Source organism: Gordonia sp. SGD-V-85 (genome assembly GCF_001456905.1).
In the GTDB taxonomy this organism is placed as follows: domain Bacteria; phylum Actinomycetota; class Actinomycetes; order Mycobacteriales; family Mycobacteriaceae; genus Gordonia; species Gordonia hongkongensis.
Genome location: NZ_LNQO01000008.1, coordinates 26530 through 44171 on the forward strand (window position 1 = coordinate 26530; position 17642 = coordinate 44171).

The following is a 17642-nucleotide window of genomic DNA, read 5'->3' on the forward strand; positions in this document are numbered from 1 at the left end:
ACGATTGTGATCGAAAGCTGAAATGGAGTGACGACGCCGGTGAGTTCGGGTGCGGTACAAGCTGATACGACCGGACGGCCGAACGGCCGGCCGTTGTCGGTGGTCGTCGCAGGCGGCGGCACGGCCGGTCACATCGAACCCGCCCTCGCCGTCGCCGACGCGGTCAGCCGCATCGATCCGACGGCCCGTATCACGGCGCTGGGTACCAGTCGGGGCCTCGAAGTCGATCTCGTCCCGGAACGCGGATACGACCTGCAGCTGATCCCGCCGGTGCCGTTGCCGCGCAAACCCGGCCTCGACCTGGCGCGCACCCCCGGCCGTCTGCTGGGTTCGGTGGCCGCCACCCGCAAGGTTCTCGACGAGGTGGACGCCGACGTGGTCATCGGTTTCGGTGGCTACGTCTCCGTGCCGGCGTACCTCGCGGCGCAGATGCACCTGCGCCGACGCAATCGGATCCCGATCGTCATCCATGAGGCCAATGCCTCGGCCGGCATCGCCAACAAGGTCGGTGCCCGGTTCGCCGATCGGGTTCTGGCGGCGGTCGACGGTTCCGGGCTCGATGCGACGGTCGTCGGAATCCCGGTGCGCGGTGTCCTCGCCGAACTGGACCGGCCCGCCCTGCGGGCGAAGGCGCGCCACTACTTCGGCCTCGACGACGATGCGCCGACGCTGCTCGTCTTCGGCGGCTCGCAGGGCGCGCAACGACTCAACGACGCCGTGTCGGGCGCGGCGAAGACATTGGGTGAGGCCGGCATCGGCGTGCTGCACGCCTACGGTCCCAAGAACTCGATCGACCCCGCCGTCGTCGATGACGCGCCGCCCTACCGCGCTGTCGGGTATCTCAAACGGATGGATCTCGCGTACGCCGCCGCGGATCTCGTGATGTGCCGGTCCGGCGCGATGACCGTCGCCGAGGTGTCGGCGACCGGGTTGCCCGCGATCTATGTCCCGCTGCCGCACGGGAACGGCGAACAACGACTGAATGCGCTCCCGGTCGTGGAGGCGGGCGGGGGACTGCTCGTCGACGATGCGACGGTGGACGCCGACTGGGTTGCTCGCGAAGTGCCTGCGCTGCTAACGGATTCGGAGCGACTGCAGCAGATGTCGGTCGCCGCGGCGGGTACCGGACACCGGGATGCGGCGTCGGCGGTGGCGACCGCGGCGATCGAACTGGCGCAGGATTTCCGGGCCGGACGCCGTCGCAGTGGGAGGTCGGCCCGTGAACGATGACGCCGTGAGCGAAGCGACGGAGAGGGACGAGGCGGCGTCGGCCCCGGGGTCGCTGCCCGATGAACTGAGCCGCGTCCACATGGTCGGCATCGGCGGCGCCGGGATGTCGGGGCTGGCCCGGATTCTGCTGGCCCGCGGGGGACAGGTGTCGGGGTCGGATGCCAAGAACAGTCGGGGCATCCTCGAACTCCGGACTCGCGGCGCCCGGGTGCAGGTCGGGCACGATCCGTCGGCGCTCGACCAGATCCCCGGTGGCCCGTCTGTCGTGGTGACCACTCACGCCGCGATCCCCAAGACCAATCCCGAACTCGTGGCGGCACGGTCGCGCGGTATCCCGATCCTCCTGCGGCCCCGCGTCCTGGCCGAGCTGATGGCGGGTCAGCGCAGCCTGCTGATCGCCGGCACCCACGGCAAGACCTCCACGACCTCGATGGCGGTCGTCGCGCTGCAGCATGCCGGGACCGACCCGTCGTTCGCGATCGGCGGCGAGCTGAACGAGTCGGGGACCAACGCCCACCACGGTGGCGACCCGATCTTCGTCGCCGAGGCCGACGAGAGCGACGGCTCGCTGCTGGAGTACACACCCGACGTCGTCGTCGTCACCAACATCGACGCCGACCACCTCGACTTCTTCGGTTCCATCGAGGCCTATGTCGAGGTGTTCGACCTGTTCGTCGCGCGCATCGCGGGCGGCGGGTCGCTCGTCGTGTGCCTCGACGACCCGGGCTCGGCCGCCCTGGCCGGCCGCGTCGCCGAGTCGCTCACCGCGCGCGGGGTGGAGGTCCTTGGATACGGACGGGGGACCCACGCCGCGCTGGCGCCGACCGTCCGCAACGTCGCGACCATGACGTCCTGGGAGCCGCGCGGAGGCGGCGGAGCCGCCACGGTCCGGTTCACCTCCCCGCTCTGCCCGGATGTCGAGGATCGACCGATCGTCCTCCCGCTCCCGGGCGAGCACATGGCGCTCAACGCGATCGCCGCGGTGATCGGTGCCGCCCGGGTGGGTGCGCAGCCCGGCGTCGCGACATCCGACCCATCGACCGGGGCCGGACGGCTCGACGCCATCGTGGCCGGGATCGGCGCGTTCGGCGGTGTCCACCGCCGCTTCGAGTTCCGCGGCCGGCGCGGCGGCGTCGAGGTCATCGACGACTACGCCCATCATCCGACCGAGGTGCGGGCCGTGCTCTCGGCGGCGCAGGACATGGTGTCCGCCCGCGGCGGGCCGAGCGGTTCGCGCGGGCGCGTGATCGCGGTGTTCCAGCCGCACCTCTACTCACGCACCGTCGAGTTCGCCGATGAGTTCGCCGCTGCTCTCGACCTCGCCGACGCAGTGGTCGTCGCCGATGTGTACGGGGCCCGTGAGGCCCCGATCCCGGGAGTCAGCGGGCGCACGATCTCCGACAAGCTGACCGCGCCGGGGATTTTCGCCCCGGACCTGTCGCGGCTGGCCGCGCAGGTCGCGCGACTGGCGCGGTCCGGGGATGTCGTGCTGACCCTGGGGGCGGGCGACATCACCATGCAGGGTCCGGAGATCCTCGACGCCCTGGCCTCGACCTCGACGACCGCCGACACCGCCATTGTGACGGGTTCGGGCGCGACTCCGACCGACGGCCCGGCGGACTCCGACGGCCGGACGGGGCGGGTGTCGTGATCCGCTGGCCGCAGCGCCGCCGGTCGCGCGTGGTCCTCGGCACGCTCATGGTGGTCGCGGCCGGCGTCGGGTTGGTGCTCATCGCCTACCTCACGCCGCTGATGTCGGTGCGCGGCACCGACGTCCGCGACAACGGGTCGATTCCGGCCGACGAGATCCTGCGGGTCGCGGCAGTGCCGTCGGGCACCCCGCTGCTGCAGGTCGACACCCGGGCGGTCGCGCAGCGTGTCGCCACCATCGCGTCCGTCGAATCGGCGCGCGTGCAGCGGAGTTACCCCTCGTCGCTGACCATCACCGTCGTCGAGCGGGTCCCGGTCGTGATCGTGAACAACGGCGACGACGTCCACGTGCTCGACAAGTCCGGGGTGGCGTTCCTCGACTACGACCGCACGCAGGGCGTCCCGCCCGAGGTGCTCAAGCTCCCGGTTCTCGACACCCCGAACCCGGGGCCGGCGGACCCGACCACCAGGGAGACCATCGCGGCGGTGGCGGGCTTGCCCGAATCGTTGGCGCGGCAGGTCATCCGGGTGACCGCGACCTCGCCGGTCGACATCGAGTTCACGCTGTCGGAGAAGCGCACCGTGGTGTGGGGGGACAGCGACCGCGGCGCCGAGAAGGCCCGCACACTGACGCATCTGCTCACCCGCGAGGCGCGGATGTACAACGTGTCGAGTCCTGAGTTCCCGGCCTATCGGTGACGCACGCCGGGTCCGGCCGACCTCGAAATCACCGGTCGGGGTGAGGCGGACCCGCGAGACGGAACCGGACGACCCCCGTGGGGCGGCGAAAAGCTGAGGGTTCCGGCGGATTTCGCCACGACTTCCCGACACGCCGAGCGCGGATCTGGATACCGGGGCCTGCGATGCCTAGCGTCATCACCACAACGAGTTACTTGACATAACTCTAAATCTATGGTTCAGGTTTAGGGTTTGTCGCGAGCGGGACGTGGACCGGCCGGTTCACACAGGACATATCGAGACCAGAACTCGAACAACGAGATCGACCACACAAGGAAGGCGAGCGCATGACGCCACCGCACAACTACCTGGCCGTCATCAAGGTCGTCGGCATCGGCGGTGGCGGCGTGAATGCCGTCAACCGCATGATCGAACAGGGACTCAAGGGAGTCGAGTTCATCGCGATCAACACCGACGCCCAGGCGTTGTTGATGAGCGACGCCGACGTCAAGCTCGATGTCGGGCGCGACTCGACACGGGGTCTCGGCGCCGGTGCCGATCCCGAGGTCGGTCGCCGCGCCGCCGAGGACGCGCGCGACGAGATCGAGGAACTGCTCAAGGGCGCTGACATGGTCTTCGTGACCGCGGGCGAGGGCGGCGGGACCGGAACGGGTGGTGCACCCGTGGTCGCGTCGATCGCGCGCAAGCTCGGCGCGCTCACCGTCGGCGTGGTCACCCGGCCGTTCGCCTTCGAGGGCAAGCGACGCGGCGGACAGGCCGAGGCGGGCATCACCGCGCTGCGCGAGTCCTGCGACACCCTGATCGTGATCCCCAACGACCGTCTACTGCAGCTCGGCGACGCGCAGGTCAGCCTGATGGACGCGTTCCGCAGTGCCGACGAGGTGCTCCTCAACGGCGTGCAGGGCATCACCGACCTCATCACCACGCCGGGCCTGATCAACGTCGACTTCGCCGACGTCAAGGGCGTCATGAGCGATGCCGGCAGCGCGCTGATGGGCATCGGTTCGGCCCGCGGCGAGGAGCGTGCGCGCAAGGCCGCCGAGTCCGCGATCAACTCGCCGCTGCTCGAGGCCTCGATGGAAGGCGCCCGCGGTGTGCTGATCTCGATCGCCGGTGGCAGCGACCTGGGTCTGTTCGAGATCCACAACGCCGCGACCCAGGTGCAGGAGGCCGCGCACGAGGACGCCAACATCATCTTCGGCACGGTGATCGACGACAACCTCGGTGACGAGGTCCGGGTCACGGTCATCGCCGCCGGCTTCGACGGTGGCTCACCCAAGAAGCGGACCGACGTCCCGGCCGCCGCGGGGCGTTCCGCGGTCGGTCAGGGCCAGGCCGGCGCCGTGGCGTCGCCGCCGAAGAACGATCCGCTCTTCGGGGACATGCCGAAGGGTGCGGGCGATCCGTTCGAGCAGGAGCCGGAGCCGCCCCGCCGCAACACCGTTCGGCTCGACGACGACGATGTCGACGTGCCGTCGTTCATGAAGCGCTGAGCCCGCGCATGCGGGTGCGTCGTGTCATCACCACCCGTGCCGGCGGGGTCTCGGTGTCACCGTACGATTCGTTCAATCTCGGTGATCACGTCGGAGACGATCCGGAAGCCGTGGCGGCGAACAGGATTCGGCTGGCCGAGCAGATCGGGGTGGCGGCCGGGTCGGTGGTCTGGATGGAACAGATCCACAGTCGCAACGTCACCGTGGTCGACGGACCGGTTCCCGAGCCGGTGCCCGCCACCGACGCGCTGGTCACGACCACGCCCGGTCTCGCCCTCGCCGTGCTGTCCGCCGACTGCGTCCCGGTACTCCTCAGCGACGACGACGCCGGTGTGATCGCGGGGGTCCATGCGGGCCGCGTCGGCGCCCGGATCGGCATCGTGCCCGCCACCCTGCGCGCAATGGTCGAACTCGGCGCCCGGATCGGGTCCATCGGCGCCTTCCTCGGTCCTGCCGCGAGCGGAGACCACTATGAGGTGCCCGCCGACATGCAGGCCGACGTAGAGAAGCATCTGCCGGGCAGCGCCGTGCGTACCAAGAAGGGCACGGCCGGTCTCGACCTGCGTGCCGGCTTGCGGCGGCAGTTGCTCGAGGCCGGCGTCGCCGGAGTCGCGGTCGACCCGCGGGACACCATCGCCGACCCGAGCCTGTTCAGCCATCGCCGGGGCGCACCCACGGGCCGCCTGGCCTCGGTCATCTGGATGGACCCCGATGGCGATGCACACGGCGACGATGCACCCGGTGAGCGGCGCCCGCTCGGGGAGTGACCCGGTGGCGAGAAGGATGGGGACATGACCGGGTCATCTGATGCGCGCACCGCCGAGCTGGGGAAACGGTTGGCGGCGGTGCGTCGGCGCCTCGACGCCGCGGTCGAGGCCGCCCATCGGCCGGCGGGCTCCTGTCAGCTCCTCGTGGTCACGAAGTTCTTCCCCGCGGATGACGTCCGCCGGCTGCTGCAGCTGGGGGAGCGCGCGTTCGGCGAGTCGCGCGAACCCGAGGCCGGCCGGAAGGTGGCGGAGGTGCTCAGGGACTGGGAGTCCCCGGGGCCCGGTGACGTCCCCGTCTTCGACATGATCGGTTCGGTGCAGTCCAAGAAGGCCCGGTCGGTGGCGCGGTGGGCGCGCGCGGTGCACTCCGTCGACCGCCCGAAGGTCGTCGACGCCCTGGACCGTGCCGCGGTCGCAGCACTCGACGAGGGGGAGCGCGCCGATCCGCTCGGCATCCTGCTCCAGGTCAGCCTCGACGGCGATCCGCAGCGCGGCGGCGTCGTCGAAGACGATCTCCCGGCTCTGGCCGAGCGGGTCGTCGAGGCCGACTCACTGCGGTTGCGCGGGCTCATGGTGATCGCCCCGCTGGCTGGCGAACCCGGGCACTGGATGGCCGAGGCCGCACGCATCCGCGAGGCGTTCCGCGGGCGATTCGACGCCGCCGCCGAACTGTCCGCGGGCATGTCCGGGGACATGGAGGAGGCGGTCGCCGCGGGCTCGACATGCGTGCGTGTCGGAACCGCGATCATGGGCGATCGGCCGCTAATCTCTCAGTAATCACATTGGTAACACCAGAACCAAGTGACACACGAAGCGCAGTTAGCTCACTGACCACAGATGCACCATCCGGCACGGCAGCAACCGGCGTCGCACTACCAGAGAGGCCGTCAATGACCACGATGCAGAAGTTCAAGGCTTACTTCGGCATGGTGCCGCCCAGCGAGTACGAGGACGACTACCTCGAGGAGTCGGCCCCGCCGCTGCGGGAGCGGTCTCGTGAGCGCGCCTACCGTGACGACTACTACGGTGACTCCTCCTACGATCCCGGATACGAGCCGTCGTTCCGGGACGCCGGCTACCGCGACGAGCTGTCCGACCGCCACTACGACGCCGGCTTCGACCTGGCCCCGGAGTACGCGGCGGAGTTCGCCTACGCCGGCAGTCGCGCGGTGGGCGAGGGGCCGATGCGGGCGCCCGCCCGCCTCGAACCGCTGCAGCGTTCGTCGAGCGCCGCCCTGCGCGCTGCCACCGCGCCGCGGTCGACGGGTGCCGACCCCCGCGAACTCGAGCGCGTCTTCGCCGACAGCCCGCTGCAGAAGATCACCACGCTGCGCCCGTCGGACTACAGCGAAGCCCGTACCATCGGGGAGCGTTTCCGCGACGGCAACCCGGTCATCATGGACCTCGTCGACATGAGCAACGACGACGCCAAGCGCCTCGTCGACTTCGCCGCGGGTCTTGCGTTCGCGCTGCGCGGATCGTTCGACAAGGTGGCCACCAAGGTGTTCTTGCTGTCGCCCGCCGACGTCGACGTGTCGCCCGAAGACCGCCGCAAGATCGCCGAGACGGGCTTCTACAACCACTCCTGACCGGCGTCGGGTACCTCGGTTCGCCGTCGTCCGAGATGTTCAGGCACTCTTGACGCGTGGCTGCGATTTTGTTGAGCGTCTTGTACTACCTACTGCTGATCTTCTGGTTGCTCCTCCTGGGCCGGCTGGTGGTCGAACTGGTCCGGACCTTCGCGCGTGAGTGGCGTCCCACCGGGATCGCGGTGGTCGTCATCGAGATGGTCTTCACCCTGACCGACCCCCCGATCAAGGCGCTGCGTCGCGTTCTCCCCCCGATCCCACTCGGTCCCATCCGGCTCGACCTGTCGCTCATGATCGTGATGCTCGTCGTGATCATCGGCATGAACATCGTCAACGGCCTACGCGCCGACGCCCTGGCCGAGTCGCTCGCGATCGCCGGACACCTCGTCCGCCCCTGACGCCGGGTCCCGGAGCTTGCGGGCGCGTCCCCCTGCTCCCTGAGGAGCCCCGGGAATTTGCGGGCGCGTCCCCCTGCTCCCTGAGGAGCGGCCGGAGCTTGCGGGCGCGTCCCCCTGCTCCCTGAGGAGCGCCCGGAGCTTGCGGGCGCGTCCCCCTGCTCCCTGAGGAGCGCCCGGAGCTTGCGGAGGGCGCGTCACGAAGGGTCCGTCACCGGCGGGCGCACCCGATCGGGCGGCGGGTACCCCGTGCCACGGCGATGGTCTACCGTTATAAGTCATCTTCGGATGACTGTTTCATTTCAACAGCGCATCGCAGAGATGCGACCAACGGTTCGCGTGTGACAGGATTGGACGCCAGTTACAATTTTTGACTGGTATGAATAGTTAGTGACAACCTGTATCGGTCGAACGACTCACCGTCGCGCGATCCGGGTTGGACGGCCCGCCAACTGAACACAAGTTCACCACCAGACATGAGGGGAACCGACATGCGGCTGACTCCAGCTGATGTGCACAACGTCGCGTTCAGCAAACCGCCCATCGGTAAGCGCGGTTACAACGAGGACGAGGTCGATCAGTTCCTCGACTTCGTCGAAGCCGAACTCGCACGGCTGATCGAAGAGAACACCGACCTCAAGCAGCGCGTCGAGGAGCTCGAGAGCGAGCTCGCCGATGCCCGTTCCGGTGGTGGCGCCCAGGCGGACGACCGGACCCAGATGTTCGCCAAGCCCGCCGCGGCACCCGAGCCGCCCGCCCCGGCGCCGACGCCGGCTCCGCAGGCGACCAACGACGACGCCAACGTGCGTGCCGCACGCGTTCTCGCGCTCGCCCAGGACACCGCGGACCGGCTCACCGGCAGCGCACGCGCCGACGCCGACGCGATGCTGTCCGACGCCCAGACGCGCGCCGACACGCTGGTCTCCGAGGCGCAGACCAAGTCCGATGCCATGCTCGCCGATGCCCGGCAGCGCTCGGAGGCGATCCTCGCCGACGCGCAGACGCGGTCGGAGGCGCAGTTGCGGCAGGCACAGGAACGTGCTGATGCCCTGCAGAGCGACGCCGAGCGCAAGCACAGCGAGATCATGGGCACGATCAACCAGCAGCGCGGTGTGCTGGAAGGCCGGATCGAGCAGCTCAAGACCTTCGAGCGTGAATACCGTACGCGTCTGAAGACCTACCTCGAATCCCAGCTCGAGGAACTCCAGCAGCGTGGCAGCGCGGCGCCTGTCGAGGGCGGCCGACCCGATCAGTCGTTCTCGAACGATCCGGGTAACGGTGGATTCAGCAGCTACTCACCCAGCTGACCTGGGCGGATCGGTGCGCACTAGGCTGGTGATGTGCTGACCTTGGCGCTGGCCGCGACCCTTCTGGGGTTCGTGCTGCTCATCCTCGGTCTCATCACCGGGACCGTGTGGCTGGCCGTGGCCTGCATCGTGGTCTGTCTGGTGGGCCTCGGCTTCCTCCTGGTGGACGTGTTCGCCGGTCGCAAGGGCGAAGCGGCCCGGTCACTGGAAGACATGGTCCCGGGCGCCGGTCGCGACACCGATCCGTCGCACGACGCCGATGACGACGCTGTCACCCGGCACGACCCGGCCGGCGATCGCGGCGACGATACACCGACGCGTCGGTACCCCGCCGCCGACGCCCCCGGTGTCGGCGATTCCGAGCCAGCCGGCTATCGGCCCGGGGCCTTCGACCCCGGAATGGCCGCGCCCGCTGGTTCGGTCCCGCCGAATCGTCCTGCTCCCGAGCGTCGTGAGGGCAACCTCGAGGACTATCTGCGTTCGGTCGGCGGCGACAGTCCGAGTGGTGACGGGCCGCCCCGCGGGGCCTCGCCCACCGGTGTCGATGTCGCCGGTGGTGCCCAGGGTCGCCCCGGCCCGCCGCCGGGTTCCCGACCGCCCGGTGTAGGACCGCAGAGCCGACAACCCGGGGTCGGTCAACCATCGTGGACACAGCAGCAGGCCCGGCCGCAGCAGGGGCAATTCGGTCCTCCGCAAGCCGGCGCGCCTCCGACCAGGGGCCAACGGCCTCCGGTCGGCCCGCCGTCGGCTCCGCGTCCGTTCGACCCGCAGTCCTCGGGGTGGGCCCCCGACGACGTGCCGGGCGGCGACGCCGCCGGCCCGGACGACTGGACAACAAGTCCCGATGAGTCCGCGCCGCGTCGTCGGCGTGCGGATTTCGATCCGCTTGATCCGAACTGGCATCCGCCGCCGGACTGAGCGCACCCGGGTGGCCGCACACCGGTCGACAACCCATTGGCCCGACCGGGTCGGTCGTCGCTACACTGGTTCACGCGTTGATCCGGCCATCACCGGGGAGCACCCGGAAGAACGGTGTCATCGAGTGCGGCGTCCAGTGGACGGTGCGAATGCGTGACTCTCAGTAGAACCGGGCGGGCGTGGCCCGTGACAGCCACAGGATCGTACGGTCACCAACCGTCGCGATTCGTCGAGTGGCGTCGGATCTCCGACGCAAGCGGGGTGGTACCGCGCAGACCTCCGGTGTGCGTCCCCGTGCCGATGAGACATCACCAGGCACGAGGAGACGAGCCGTGAGCGACGCGACCGACCCCACCCAGTCCGCCCCCACTCAGTCCGGGCGGGTGTATCCCAAGGTCGACATGACCGGGGGCACTGGGCGCAGCGCCCCCGACTTCCCATCCGTGGAACAGCGGGTCCTGCAGTACTGGGACTCCGATTCGACCTTCGCCGCGTCGATCGAGAACCGGGCCGACGCCGAGGAGTTCGTCTTCTACGACGGTCCGCCGTTCGCGAACGGCCTGCCGCACTACGGTCACCTGCTGACCGGTTACGTCAAGGATCTGGTACCCCGGTACCAGACCATGCGTGGCAAGAAGGTGGACCGCCGATTCGGCTGGGACACACACGGTCTGCCTGCCGAGCTGGAGGCCGAACGCCAGCTCGGGATCACCGACAAGTCGGAGATCGAGAAGATGGGCATGGCGAAGTTCAACGAGTACTGCCGCGACTCGGTGCTGCGGTACACGGGGGAGTGGCGTGACTACGTGACCCGCCAGGCCCGCTGGGTCGACTTCGACAACGACTACAAGACACTCGATCTCGACTTCATGGAGTCGGTGATGTGGGCGTTCAAGGCGCTCTACGACAAGGGGCTCATCTACCAGGGATATCGAGTGCTGCCCTACAGCTGGTACGAGCAGACGCCGTTGTCCAACCAGGAGTCGAAACTCGACGACGCCTATCGGATGCGCCAGGACCCGGCGGTCACCGTCACGATGCCGCTCTCGGTGCCCGACGGTCCGCTGTCCTCCCTCGACGGTGTCAACGCGCTCATCTGGACGACGACCCCGTGGACCCTGCCGTCGAACCTCGCGATCGCGGTGAACCCCGAAGTCACCTACGCCCACGTGAAGGCCGCCGACGGCCGGGAGTACCTGCTGGCCGAGGCGCTGCTCGGTGCGTACGCCAAGGAGGTCGCCGATCCGGAGGTGCTCGGCACGCACCGCGGAGCGGATCTGGCGGATCTGTCGTACGCGCCTCCCTTCGACTTCTTCGCCGGTCACCCGAACTCGCACCGGGTGCTGCTGGGCGACTACGTGACCACCGACAGCGGCACCGGGATCGTGCACCTCGCACCGGCTTTCGGCGAGGAGGACATGGACCTCGCGACCGCCAACGGCATCGAGGTTGTGCAACCGCTCGACCCGGGCGGACGCTTCACCGCGCAGGTCCCGCCGTACGAGGGCCTGATGGTCTTCGACGCAAACCCGGTGATCATCAAGGACCTGAAGGAAATCGGGCGCATCCTGCGGCACGAGACCATCGAGCACTCCTACCCGCACTCGTGGCGGTCGGGCCAGCCACTGATCTACATGGCGGTGCCGTCGTGGTTCGTCGCGGTGACGCAGTTCCGCGACCGCATGGTCGAACTGAACAAGCAGATCACGTGGGTGCCCGAACACATCCGGGACGGACAGTTCGGCAAGTGGCTCGAAGGCGCCCGGGATTGGAACATCAGCCGCAACCGGTATTGGGGTGCGCCCCTGCCGGTCTGGGTGTCCGACGACCCGGAGTTCCCGCGCGTCGACGTCTACGGTTCGCTGGACGACCTGGAGCGCGACTTCGGGGTGCGTCCGGACAACCTGCACCGGCCGTTCATCGACGACCTCACCCGGCCCAATCCCGATGACCCGAGCGGGAAGTCGACCATGCGTCGGGTACCCGAGGTCCTCGACTGCTGGTTCGAGTCGGGTTCGATGCCGTTCGCCCAGGTGCACTATCCGTTCGAGAACCGGGACTGGTTCGACGGTGGTGACTCCGCGCACGCCCCGGCCCACAACCCGGGCGATTTCATCGTCGAGTACAACGGGCAGACCCGTGGCTGGTTCTACACGCTGCACGTGCTGGCCACCGCGCTGTTCGACCGGCCGGCCTTCAAAACCGTTGCTGCGCACGGGATCGTGCTGGGTGACGACGGGCAGAAGATGTCGAAGTCGAAGCGCAACTACCCCGACGTCAACGAGGTCTTCGATCGCGACGGATCGGACGCGATGCGGTGGTTCCTGATGGCCTCGCCGATCCTGCGCGGCGGCAACCTCGTCGTGACGGAGCGAGGTATCCGGGAAGGGGTGCGTCAGGCGCTTCTGCCGCTGTGGAACGCCTACAGCTTCCTGCAGCTCTACGCCGAGCGCCCGGCGACCTGGCGGACCGACTCGCAGCATGTGCTCGACCGCTACATCCTGGCCAAGCTGGCGACGACCCGCGACACGATGACCGCGGCGCTCGACACCTACGACATCGCGGGGGCGTGCGACGCCTTCCGTGAGTTCGTCGAGTCGCTCACCAACTGGTACGTGCGTCGTTCCCGGGCACGCTTCTGGGCCGGCCAGGACGAGGACACCGACGCCTTCGACACCCTCTACACCGTGCTCGAGGTCGCCTGCCGGCTGGCCTCGCCGCTGCTTCCGCTGGCGACCGAGGCCATCTGGCGGGGTCTCACCGGGGAGCGGTCGGTGCACCTGACGGACTGGCCGACGAGCGATGAGCTGCCGGCCGATGCCGACCTGGTCATGGCGATGGACCAGGTCCAGGCGGTGTGCTCGACAGCGTCGAGCGTCCGCAAGGCCAACAAGCTGCGGGTCCGGCTGCCCCTGTCGGGTCTGACGGTGGCCTCGCCGACCGCGGCCGCGCTCGAGCCGTTCGTCGACCTGATCAAGGACGAGATGAACGTCAAGGACGTGACTCTGGCGGCCGATGCCAGCGAGTACGGGCGTTACGAGATCGCGGTCAACGCGCGTGCTGCCGGCCCCCGCCTGGGTAAGGACGTGCAGCGTGCGATCAAGGCGGTGAAGTCGGGCAACTGGACTGCGGGCGAGGGCGCCGACGGGTCCGAGATCATCGTCGCCGACGGCATCGAACTCCACGACGGGGAGTTCACCCGACGGCTGGTGGCCGTCGAACCGGACTCGACCGCGGAGCTGCCGGGCGGGAACGGCCTGGTCGTCCTCGACACGGCGGTCACGCCCGAACTCGAGGCCGAGGGGTGGGCGAAGGACCGGGTTCGCGAGCTGCAGGATGCGCGCCGCACCCTGGGACTGGACGTCTCCGACCGGATCACGGTGCGACTCGTCGTACCGGCCGAACGTCTGGACTGGGCGAGGACGCACGCCGACCTGATCGCCGGCGAGGTGCTCGCGGTGCGGTTCGACGTGACCGGCGATGGTGACGCGGGCAGCATCGAACTGGGCGACGGTGTGACCGCCGACGTGGCGAAGGCGAACTGATCCGCTGACACGTGCACCGCGCGGACATCCCGGCCGGGTGTCCGCGCGGTGTCGTCGTCGGTCGCGCGGGAGGTGTGATCGGACGAGACGATCTGGGACACCGATCGCAACAGTCGCACCCTGGTGGTGCTGCGCCACGTACGGTGTGGAGACTGCCGCGACCCGGCCCCGCAGGGTGAGCACACACCCGAGCGCGTCGTTCGCCGCCCGAACCATATACGAGGGGGCAGACCCCGATGACCCGCATGGACGTGGACCCGATCCCGGCGCGATCCGCCGCGTTCGAACCGCTGCTGTTCACGGTGGCCTATGAGATCCTGGGCTCGGCTGTGGACGCCGATCATGTTGTCCGACACGGCCTCTGGGATCATCCGGTGAGCGCGCCGGTGGACGCGTTCGGCCCCGGGTCGGCCCGAGCGCACTTCATCGCGCAGGTCGCCCGGCGCGCGCTCGAGACGCTCACCGCGCGTCGACGTGTTGCCGGGGACTACGTCGGACCGTGGCTGCCCGATCCCATCCGGTTCGACGGCGACGTCCTCGCCGACGCGGGTCTCGCGGAGTTCGCGTCGACCGCGATGCTGCTCGTTCTGGAAGAACTCGAGCCCGCTGAACGGACGGTGTACGTACTGAGTGAGGTCTTCGGATTCGCCGACGACACGATCGCCACGATGCTGTCCTGGTCGCTCGACGAGGTGGGGATGCTCGCGGAACGAGGCCGGTCGTTCGTCGAGCGTCGGCGCCCCCGGTTCGATCCGATGGACCGTGCCCGCGCCGCGGAGGTCGTCGAAACGTTCCTCGACGCGGCCGAGTCGGGTGACGCCGACGCGGTTGTCGCCCTCATGGCACCCGAGGTCGTGCTGACCTCGGACAGCAACGGCAAGGCCACCGCGGTACGGCAGCCCATGCGCGGGGCGCCCGCGGTGATGCAGGTGCTGTCGGGGTTCGCCCGCATCGGTGCCGTGCTCGAGAATTACCGCGCCGAGTTCGTGGTCTTCAACGGTCAGCCCGGGATGATCCTCTACTTCGACGGCCGGCTGCAGACCGCGATGACCCTCCGCGTCGTCGATGACCTGATCGGCGACATCTACGTGATGCGCAACCCCGACAAGCTCGTCGGGGTCGAGCTCCGTCGGCCGGTCACCCGCTGATCCACCCGCCGCGCGGAGCGCGGGATCTGTACCGGAAACCTGTACGAATACCGCACTCTGTCCGATCTCAGGCGAACAGGCCCGACAGTGTCTGCTCGATCTGGAGCCGGAAGAGCTGCTCGGGATGCGCGAAGGTATCGGTCCCGTACTGGCCGAAGGTCTCCAGGCTGATCGCGCCGACGAGTACGGCCCACAACGTGGTGGCCGCGGCCAGGACCGCGGCGGGGGTGTCGAGGTCGAACTCGTCGCGGATCGCGTCCATGTCCGCGGCGACATCCGGTGTGGGAGAGGGGAGGTCGGCGCGTAGCAGGCCTTCGGCGTGGGCGGCCGAGCACTCGCGGAGCAGCCGCACGGGAATGCGTGTGCCGGGCCCGATGGTCCGCTCGCCGGGGGCGGAGTAACCGGGCACCGGGCTTCCGTAGATCAGCGCCCATCGGGACGGCTCGGCGAGAGCCCAGGTCCGCGCGGCCGCGGCCGCGGCCGCGAGTCGATCGCGCCGTCGGGAGGTGGCGATGGAATCGGCCGCGGCATCGACGGCGTCCGCGACATCGGTGTAGGCCTCCACCAGCAACATGGTCAGCAACTCGTCGCGGCTCGGGACGTACCGGTACACCGCCGAGGAGACGACGCCCATGTCGCGGGCGATGGCGCGCAACGAGAGCCCGGCGGCCCCGTAGGTGGTCAGGTGTTCGCGTCCCAGTCGACGGATCTCGTCGGTCATCATCGCGCGGTTCTCCGCGCGGGTTCGTCCGGTGGCCATGGCGACGATCCTGCCACAAACCGAGAGCGGTGCTCTTGTTTTCCTGACGGCGCGGCTGCATACTCGATTTCGAGAGCACTGCTCTCGAGAGTGTCACTACCTCGACGAAAGGCCGATCATGACCGCGACCACCCACTACAAGGCACCCAGCGGATTCGACGCCGCGTTCAACCGCGCGGTGCGCTGGCTCGCCGACCGCGGGGTCAACCTGGCCGGGGCCCAGACGCTCACCGTCGTCGGCCGGAAGACCGGCACGCCGCAGCGGGTGCCGGTCAACGTGCTGCGACTCGACGGGGCGGAATTCCTGGTCGCCGTCCGAGGCGACACGCAATGGGTCCGCAACGCACGCGCGGCCGGGACGGTGGAACTCCGCCGCGGCCGACGTCGGGCCGTCGTCACCCTCACCGAGCTCGACCCCGCGCTTCGTCCGCCGGTCATCCGGGAGTACCTGCGCCGCTGGGGGTGGGAGGTCGGGCGGTTCCTGCCCGCGGGCCTCGCGCTCGCCTCGTCGGACGAGGATCTCGCCGCCCACGCCGGGTTGATCCCCGTCTTCGCCGTCACCGCTGCTCACTAGACTCGGTGAGGTGTCACGCCTCGAACCCGAACCGCCGCGCCCGGTCGGTGCGGTGTCGGGGCGGGGGTCCGAACGCAGCCCGCGCTGGGTGATGCACCTCGACATGGACGCGTTCTTCGCCTCCGTCGAACAGCTCACCCGCCCGACGCTGCGCGGCCGCCCGGTACTGGTGGGCGGGTCCGGTGGGCGCGGGGTGGTCGCCGGCGCCAGCTACGAGGCACGCGTGTTCGGGGCCGGCTCGGCGATGCCGATGCACCAGGCGCGTCGGCTCATCGGGCCGACCGGCGTGGTCATCCCGCCGCGCGGATCGGTGTACAGCACGGTCAGCAAACGTGTCTTCGCCATTGTGCGCGAAGCGGTTCCGGTCATCGAGACGCTGTCGTTCGACGAGGCGTTCGGCGAGCCGGAGGAACTCGCGGGGGCTACCGTCGACGCGGCCGGCGAGTTCGCCGAGGAGCTCCGATCCCGGATTCGGAGCGAGGTCGGACTCGCCGCGTCGGTCGGGCTCGGAAGCGGCAAACAGCTCGCGAAGATCGCCTCGGGGATGGCCAAACCCGATGGGGTGATGGTGATCCCACCGTCCGGCCAGCTGGAGTTCCTGCATTCGCTCCCGGTCCGCAAGCTGTGGGGCATCGGGCCCGTGTCCGGCGATCGGCTGGCGCGGCTGGGGATCGCGACCATCGGTGACCTCGCGGCGATGTCGCCGGTCGAGGTGGCCTCCGTGCTGGGCGCCACCGTCGGTCCCGCGTTGCATCGCCTTGCCCACGGCATCGACGACCGGCCGGTCGCCGAACGTGCCTCCTCGAAGCAGATCAGCGCCGAGTCCACCTTCGCCGAGGACATCGTCGAACTCGACGCGCTGCGTCCCGCCATCCGCAAGGCCGCCGCCGGCGCTCACCGCCGACTGCTCACCGACGGCCGGGGAGCGCGCACCGTCGTACTGAAACTGAAGAGATCCGACATGTCGATCCTGACGCGCTCGGCGACGACCGCGGCGGCCACCACCGACTTCGACGACCTCGAGCGGACGGCGCAGCGGCTCGCGCTCGATCCGCGTTCCATCGGGGCGATTCGCCTTGTCGGCGTCAGCTTCTCGGGGTTGACCGCGGTGCAGCAGTACGCCCTCTTCGACGAGCTGGGCAGCGAGGGACCGGCCGATGTCGAGACCACCCACCACGACACCGCCGCAGGCCACGGTGCGGAAGAGGGGGGTCGCGCCGAGGTGGCGACGTCACCGGACCCGGCCGGGGCCGAGGCGTCGGCCGTCCAGATAGCTGACTCGGCGCCCGAACCCCCGCGGTTCGCGCCGGGGGGAAGTTCGATACCGGTCGGCCGATTCGGTCCGGGCGCCGACGTGACCCACCCCGACCACGGGCACGGCTGGGTTCAGGGGAGTGGGCACGGGGTCGTCACCGTGCGATTCGAGACCCGCACGAGCGGGCCGGGACGCACGCGTACGTTCCCGGTCGACGATCCGAACCTCCGTCCGGCGGATCCGCTCGACAGCCTCGAGTGGGATCTCCCCGGCGACGGCTGACCGATCAGCACGGTATCGACCGGCCGCGCC

The 17642-nt window shown here is 69.5% G+C and carries 15 protein-coding genes; 14 read left to right on the top strand and 1 reads right to left on the bottom strand.

All coding sequences use genetic code 11. The annotated features are described in order from the left end of the window. The first annotated feature begins 99 nt into the window (after positions 1-99). From murG to AS181_RS11390, 12 genes are all read left to right on the top strand, one after another. Positions 100-1230, top strand: a complete 1131-nt coding sequence (murG, locus tag AS181_RS11335) for an undecaprenyldiphospho-muramoylpentapeptide beta-N-acetylglucosaminyltransferase (protein WP_058251862.1) — start codon at positions 100-102, stop codon at positions 1228-1230. Between the two features lie 79 nt (positions 1231-1309). Further along, on the top strand, positions 1310-2881 hold the full coding sequence (murC, locus tag AS181_RS11340; protein ID WP_058251863.1) for a UDP-N-acetylmuramate--L-alanine ligase: 1572 nt from the start codon (positions 1310-1312) through the stop codon (positions 2879-2881). Beyond that, complete coding sequence (locus AS181_RS11345; protein WP_058251715.1) at positions 2878-3579, top strand: cell division protein FtsQ/DivIB; 702 nt, start codon at positions 2878-2880, stop codon at positions 3577-3579. The genes murC and AS181_RS11345 overlap by 4 nt, the downstream gene beginning before the upstream one ends. Positions 3580-3905: 326 nt before the next feature. Continuing rightward, positions 3906-5072, top strand: a complete 1167-nt coding sequence (gene ftsZ, locus AS181_RS11350) for a cell division protein FtsZ (RefSeq protein ID WP_058251716.1) — start codon at positions 3906-3908, stop codon at positions 5070-5072. 8 nt (positions 5073-5080) lie between these two features. Next, positions 5081-5839 (top strand): peptidoglycan editing factor PgeF, encoded by a 759-nt coding sequence (pgeF, locus tag AS181_RS11355; protein ID WP_058251717.1) that lies wholly within the window; start codon positions 5081-5083, stop codon positions 5837-5839. 24 nt (positions 5840-5863) lie between these two features. Next, positions 5864-6616 (top strand): YggS family pyridoxal phosphate-dependent enzyme, encoded by a 753-nt coding sequence (locus AS181_RS11360; protein WP_058251718.1) that lies wholly within the window; start codon positions 5864-5866, stop codon positions 6614-6616. A gap of 113 nt (positions 6617-6729) precedes the next feature. Continuing rightward, positions 6730-7428, top strand: coding sequence for a cell division protein SepF (locus AS181_RS11365; RefSeq protein ID WP_058251719.1), 699 nt, complete (start codon positions 6730-6732; stop codon positions 7426-7428). Between the two features lie 56 nt (positions 7429-7484). Next, positions 7485-7826, top strand: coding sequence for a YggT family protein (locus AS181_RS11370; protein WP_058251720.1), 342 nt, complete (start codon positions 7485-7487; stop codon positions 7824-7826). Between the two features lie 488 nt (positions 7827-8314). Next, a complete protein-coding gene (gene wag31, locus AS181_RS11375) occupies positions 8315-9130 on the top strand; it encodes a DivIVA-like cell division protein Wag31 (protein WP_058251721.1) in 816 nt (271 codons plus the stop codon). 33 nt (positions 9131-9163) lie between these two features. Continuing rightward, positions 9164-10048 (top strand): hypothetical protein, encoded by an 885-nt coding sequence (locus AS181_RS11380; RefSeq protein WP_058251722.1) that lies wholly within the window; start codon positions 9164-9166, stop codon positions 10046-10048. A 332-nt stretch (positions 10049-10380) separates the two neighbouring features. Then, positions 10381-13593: an isoleucine--tRNA ligase gene (gene ileS / locus AS181_RS11385; protein WP_058251723.1), complete on the top strand. Its 3213-nt coding sequence runs from the start codon at positions 10381-10383 to the stop codon at positions 13591-13593. Between the two features lie 236 nt (positions 13594-13829). Next, positions 13830-14741: a hypothetical protein gene (locus AS181_RS11390; protein ID WP_058251724.1), complete on the top strand. Its 912-nt coding sequence runs from the start codon at positions 13830-13832 to the stop codon at positions 14739-14741. Between the two features lie 67 nt (positions 14742-14808). On the opposite strand, the gene AS181_RS11395 is transcribed toward AS181_RS11390, so the two are convergent. Further along, positions 14809-15501: a TetR/AcrR family transcriptional regulator gene (locus tag AS181_RS11395; protein WP_058251725.1), complete on the bottom strand. Its 693-nt coding sequence runs from the start codon at positions 15499-15501 to the stop codon at positions 14809-14811. A gap of 118 nt (positions 15502-15619) precedes the next feature. On the opposite strand from AS181_RS11395, the gene AS181_RS11400 reads away from it, so the two are divergent. Both AS181_RS11400 and AS181_RS11405 read left to right on the top strand, forming a co-directional pair. Further along, entirely contained in the window at positions 15620-16075 is a 456-nt protein-coding gene (locus AS181_RS11400) for a nitroreductase family deazaflavin-dependent oxidoreductase (RefSeq protein ID WP_058251726.1), read from the top strand. A 91-nt stretch (positions 16076-16166) separates the two neighbouring features. Continuing rightward, positions 16167-17612: a DNA polymerase IV gene (locus AS181_RS11405; protein WP_082652923.1), complete on the top strand. Its 1446-nt coding sequence runs from the start codon at positions 16167-16169 to the stop codon at positions 17610-17612. Positions 17613-17642 lie beyond the last annotated feature (30 nt).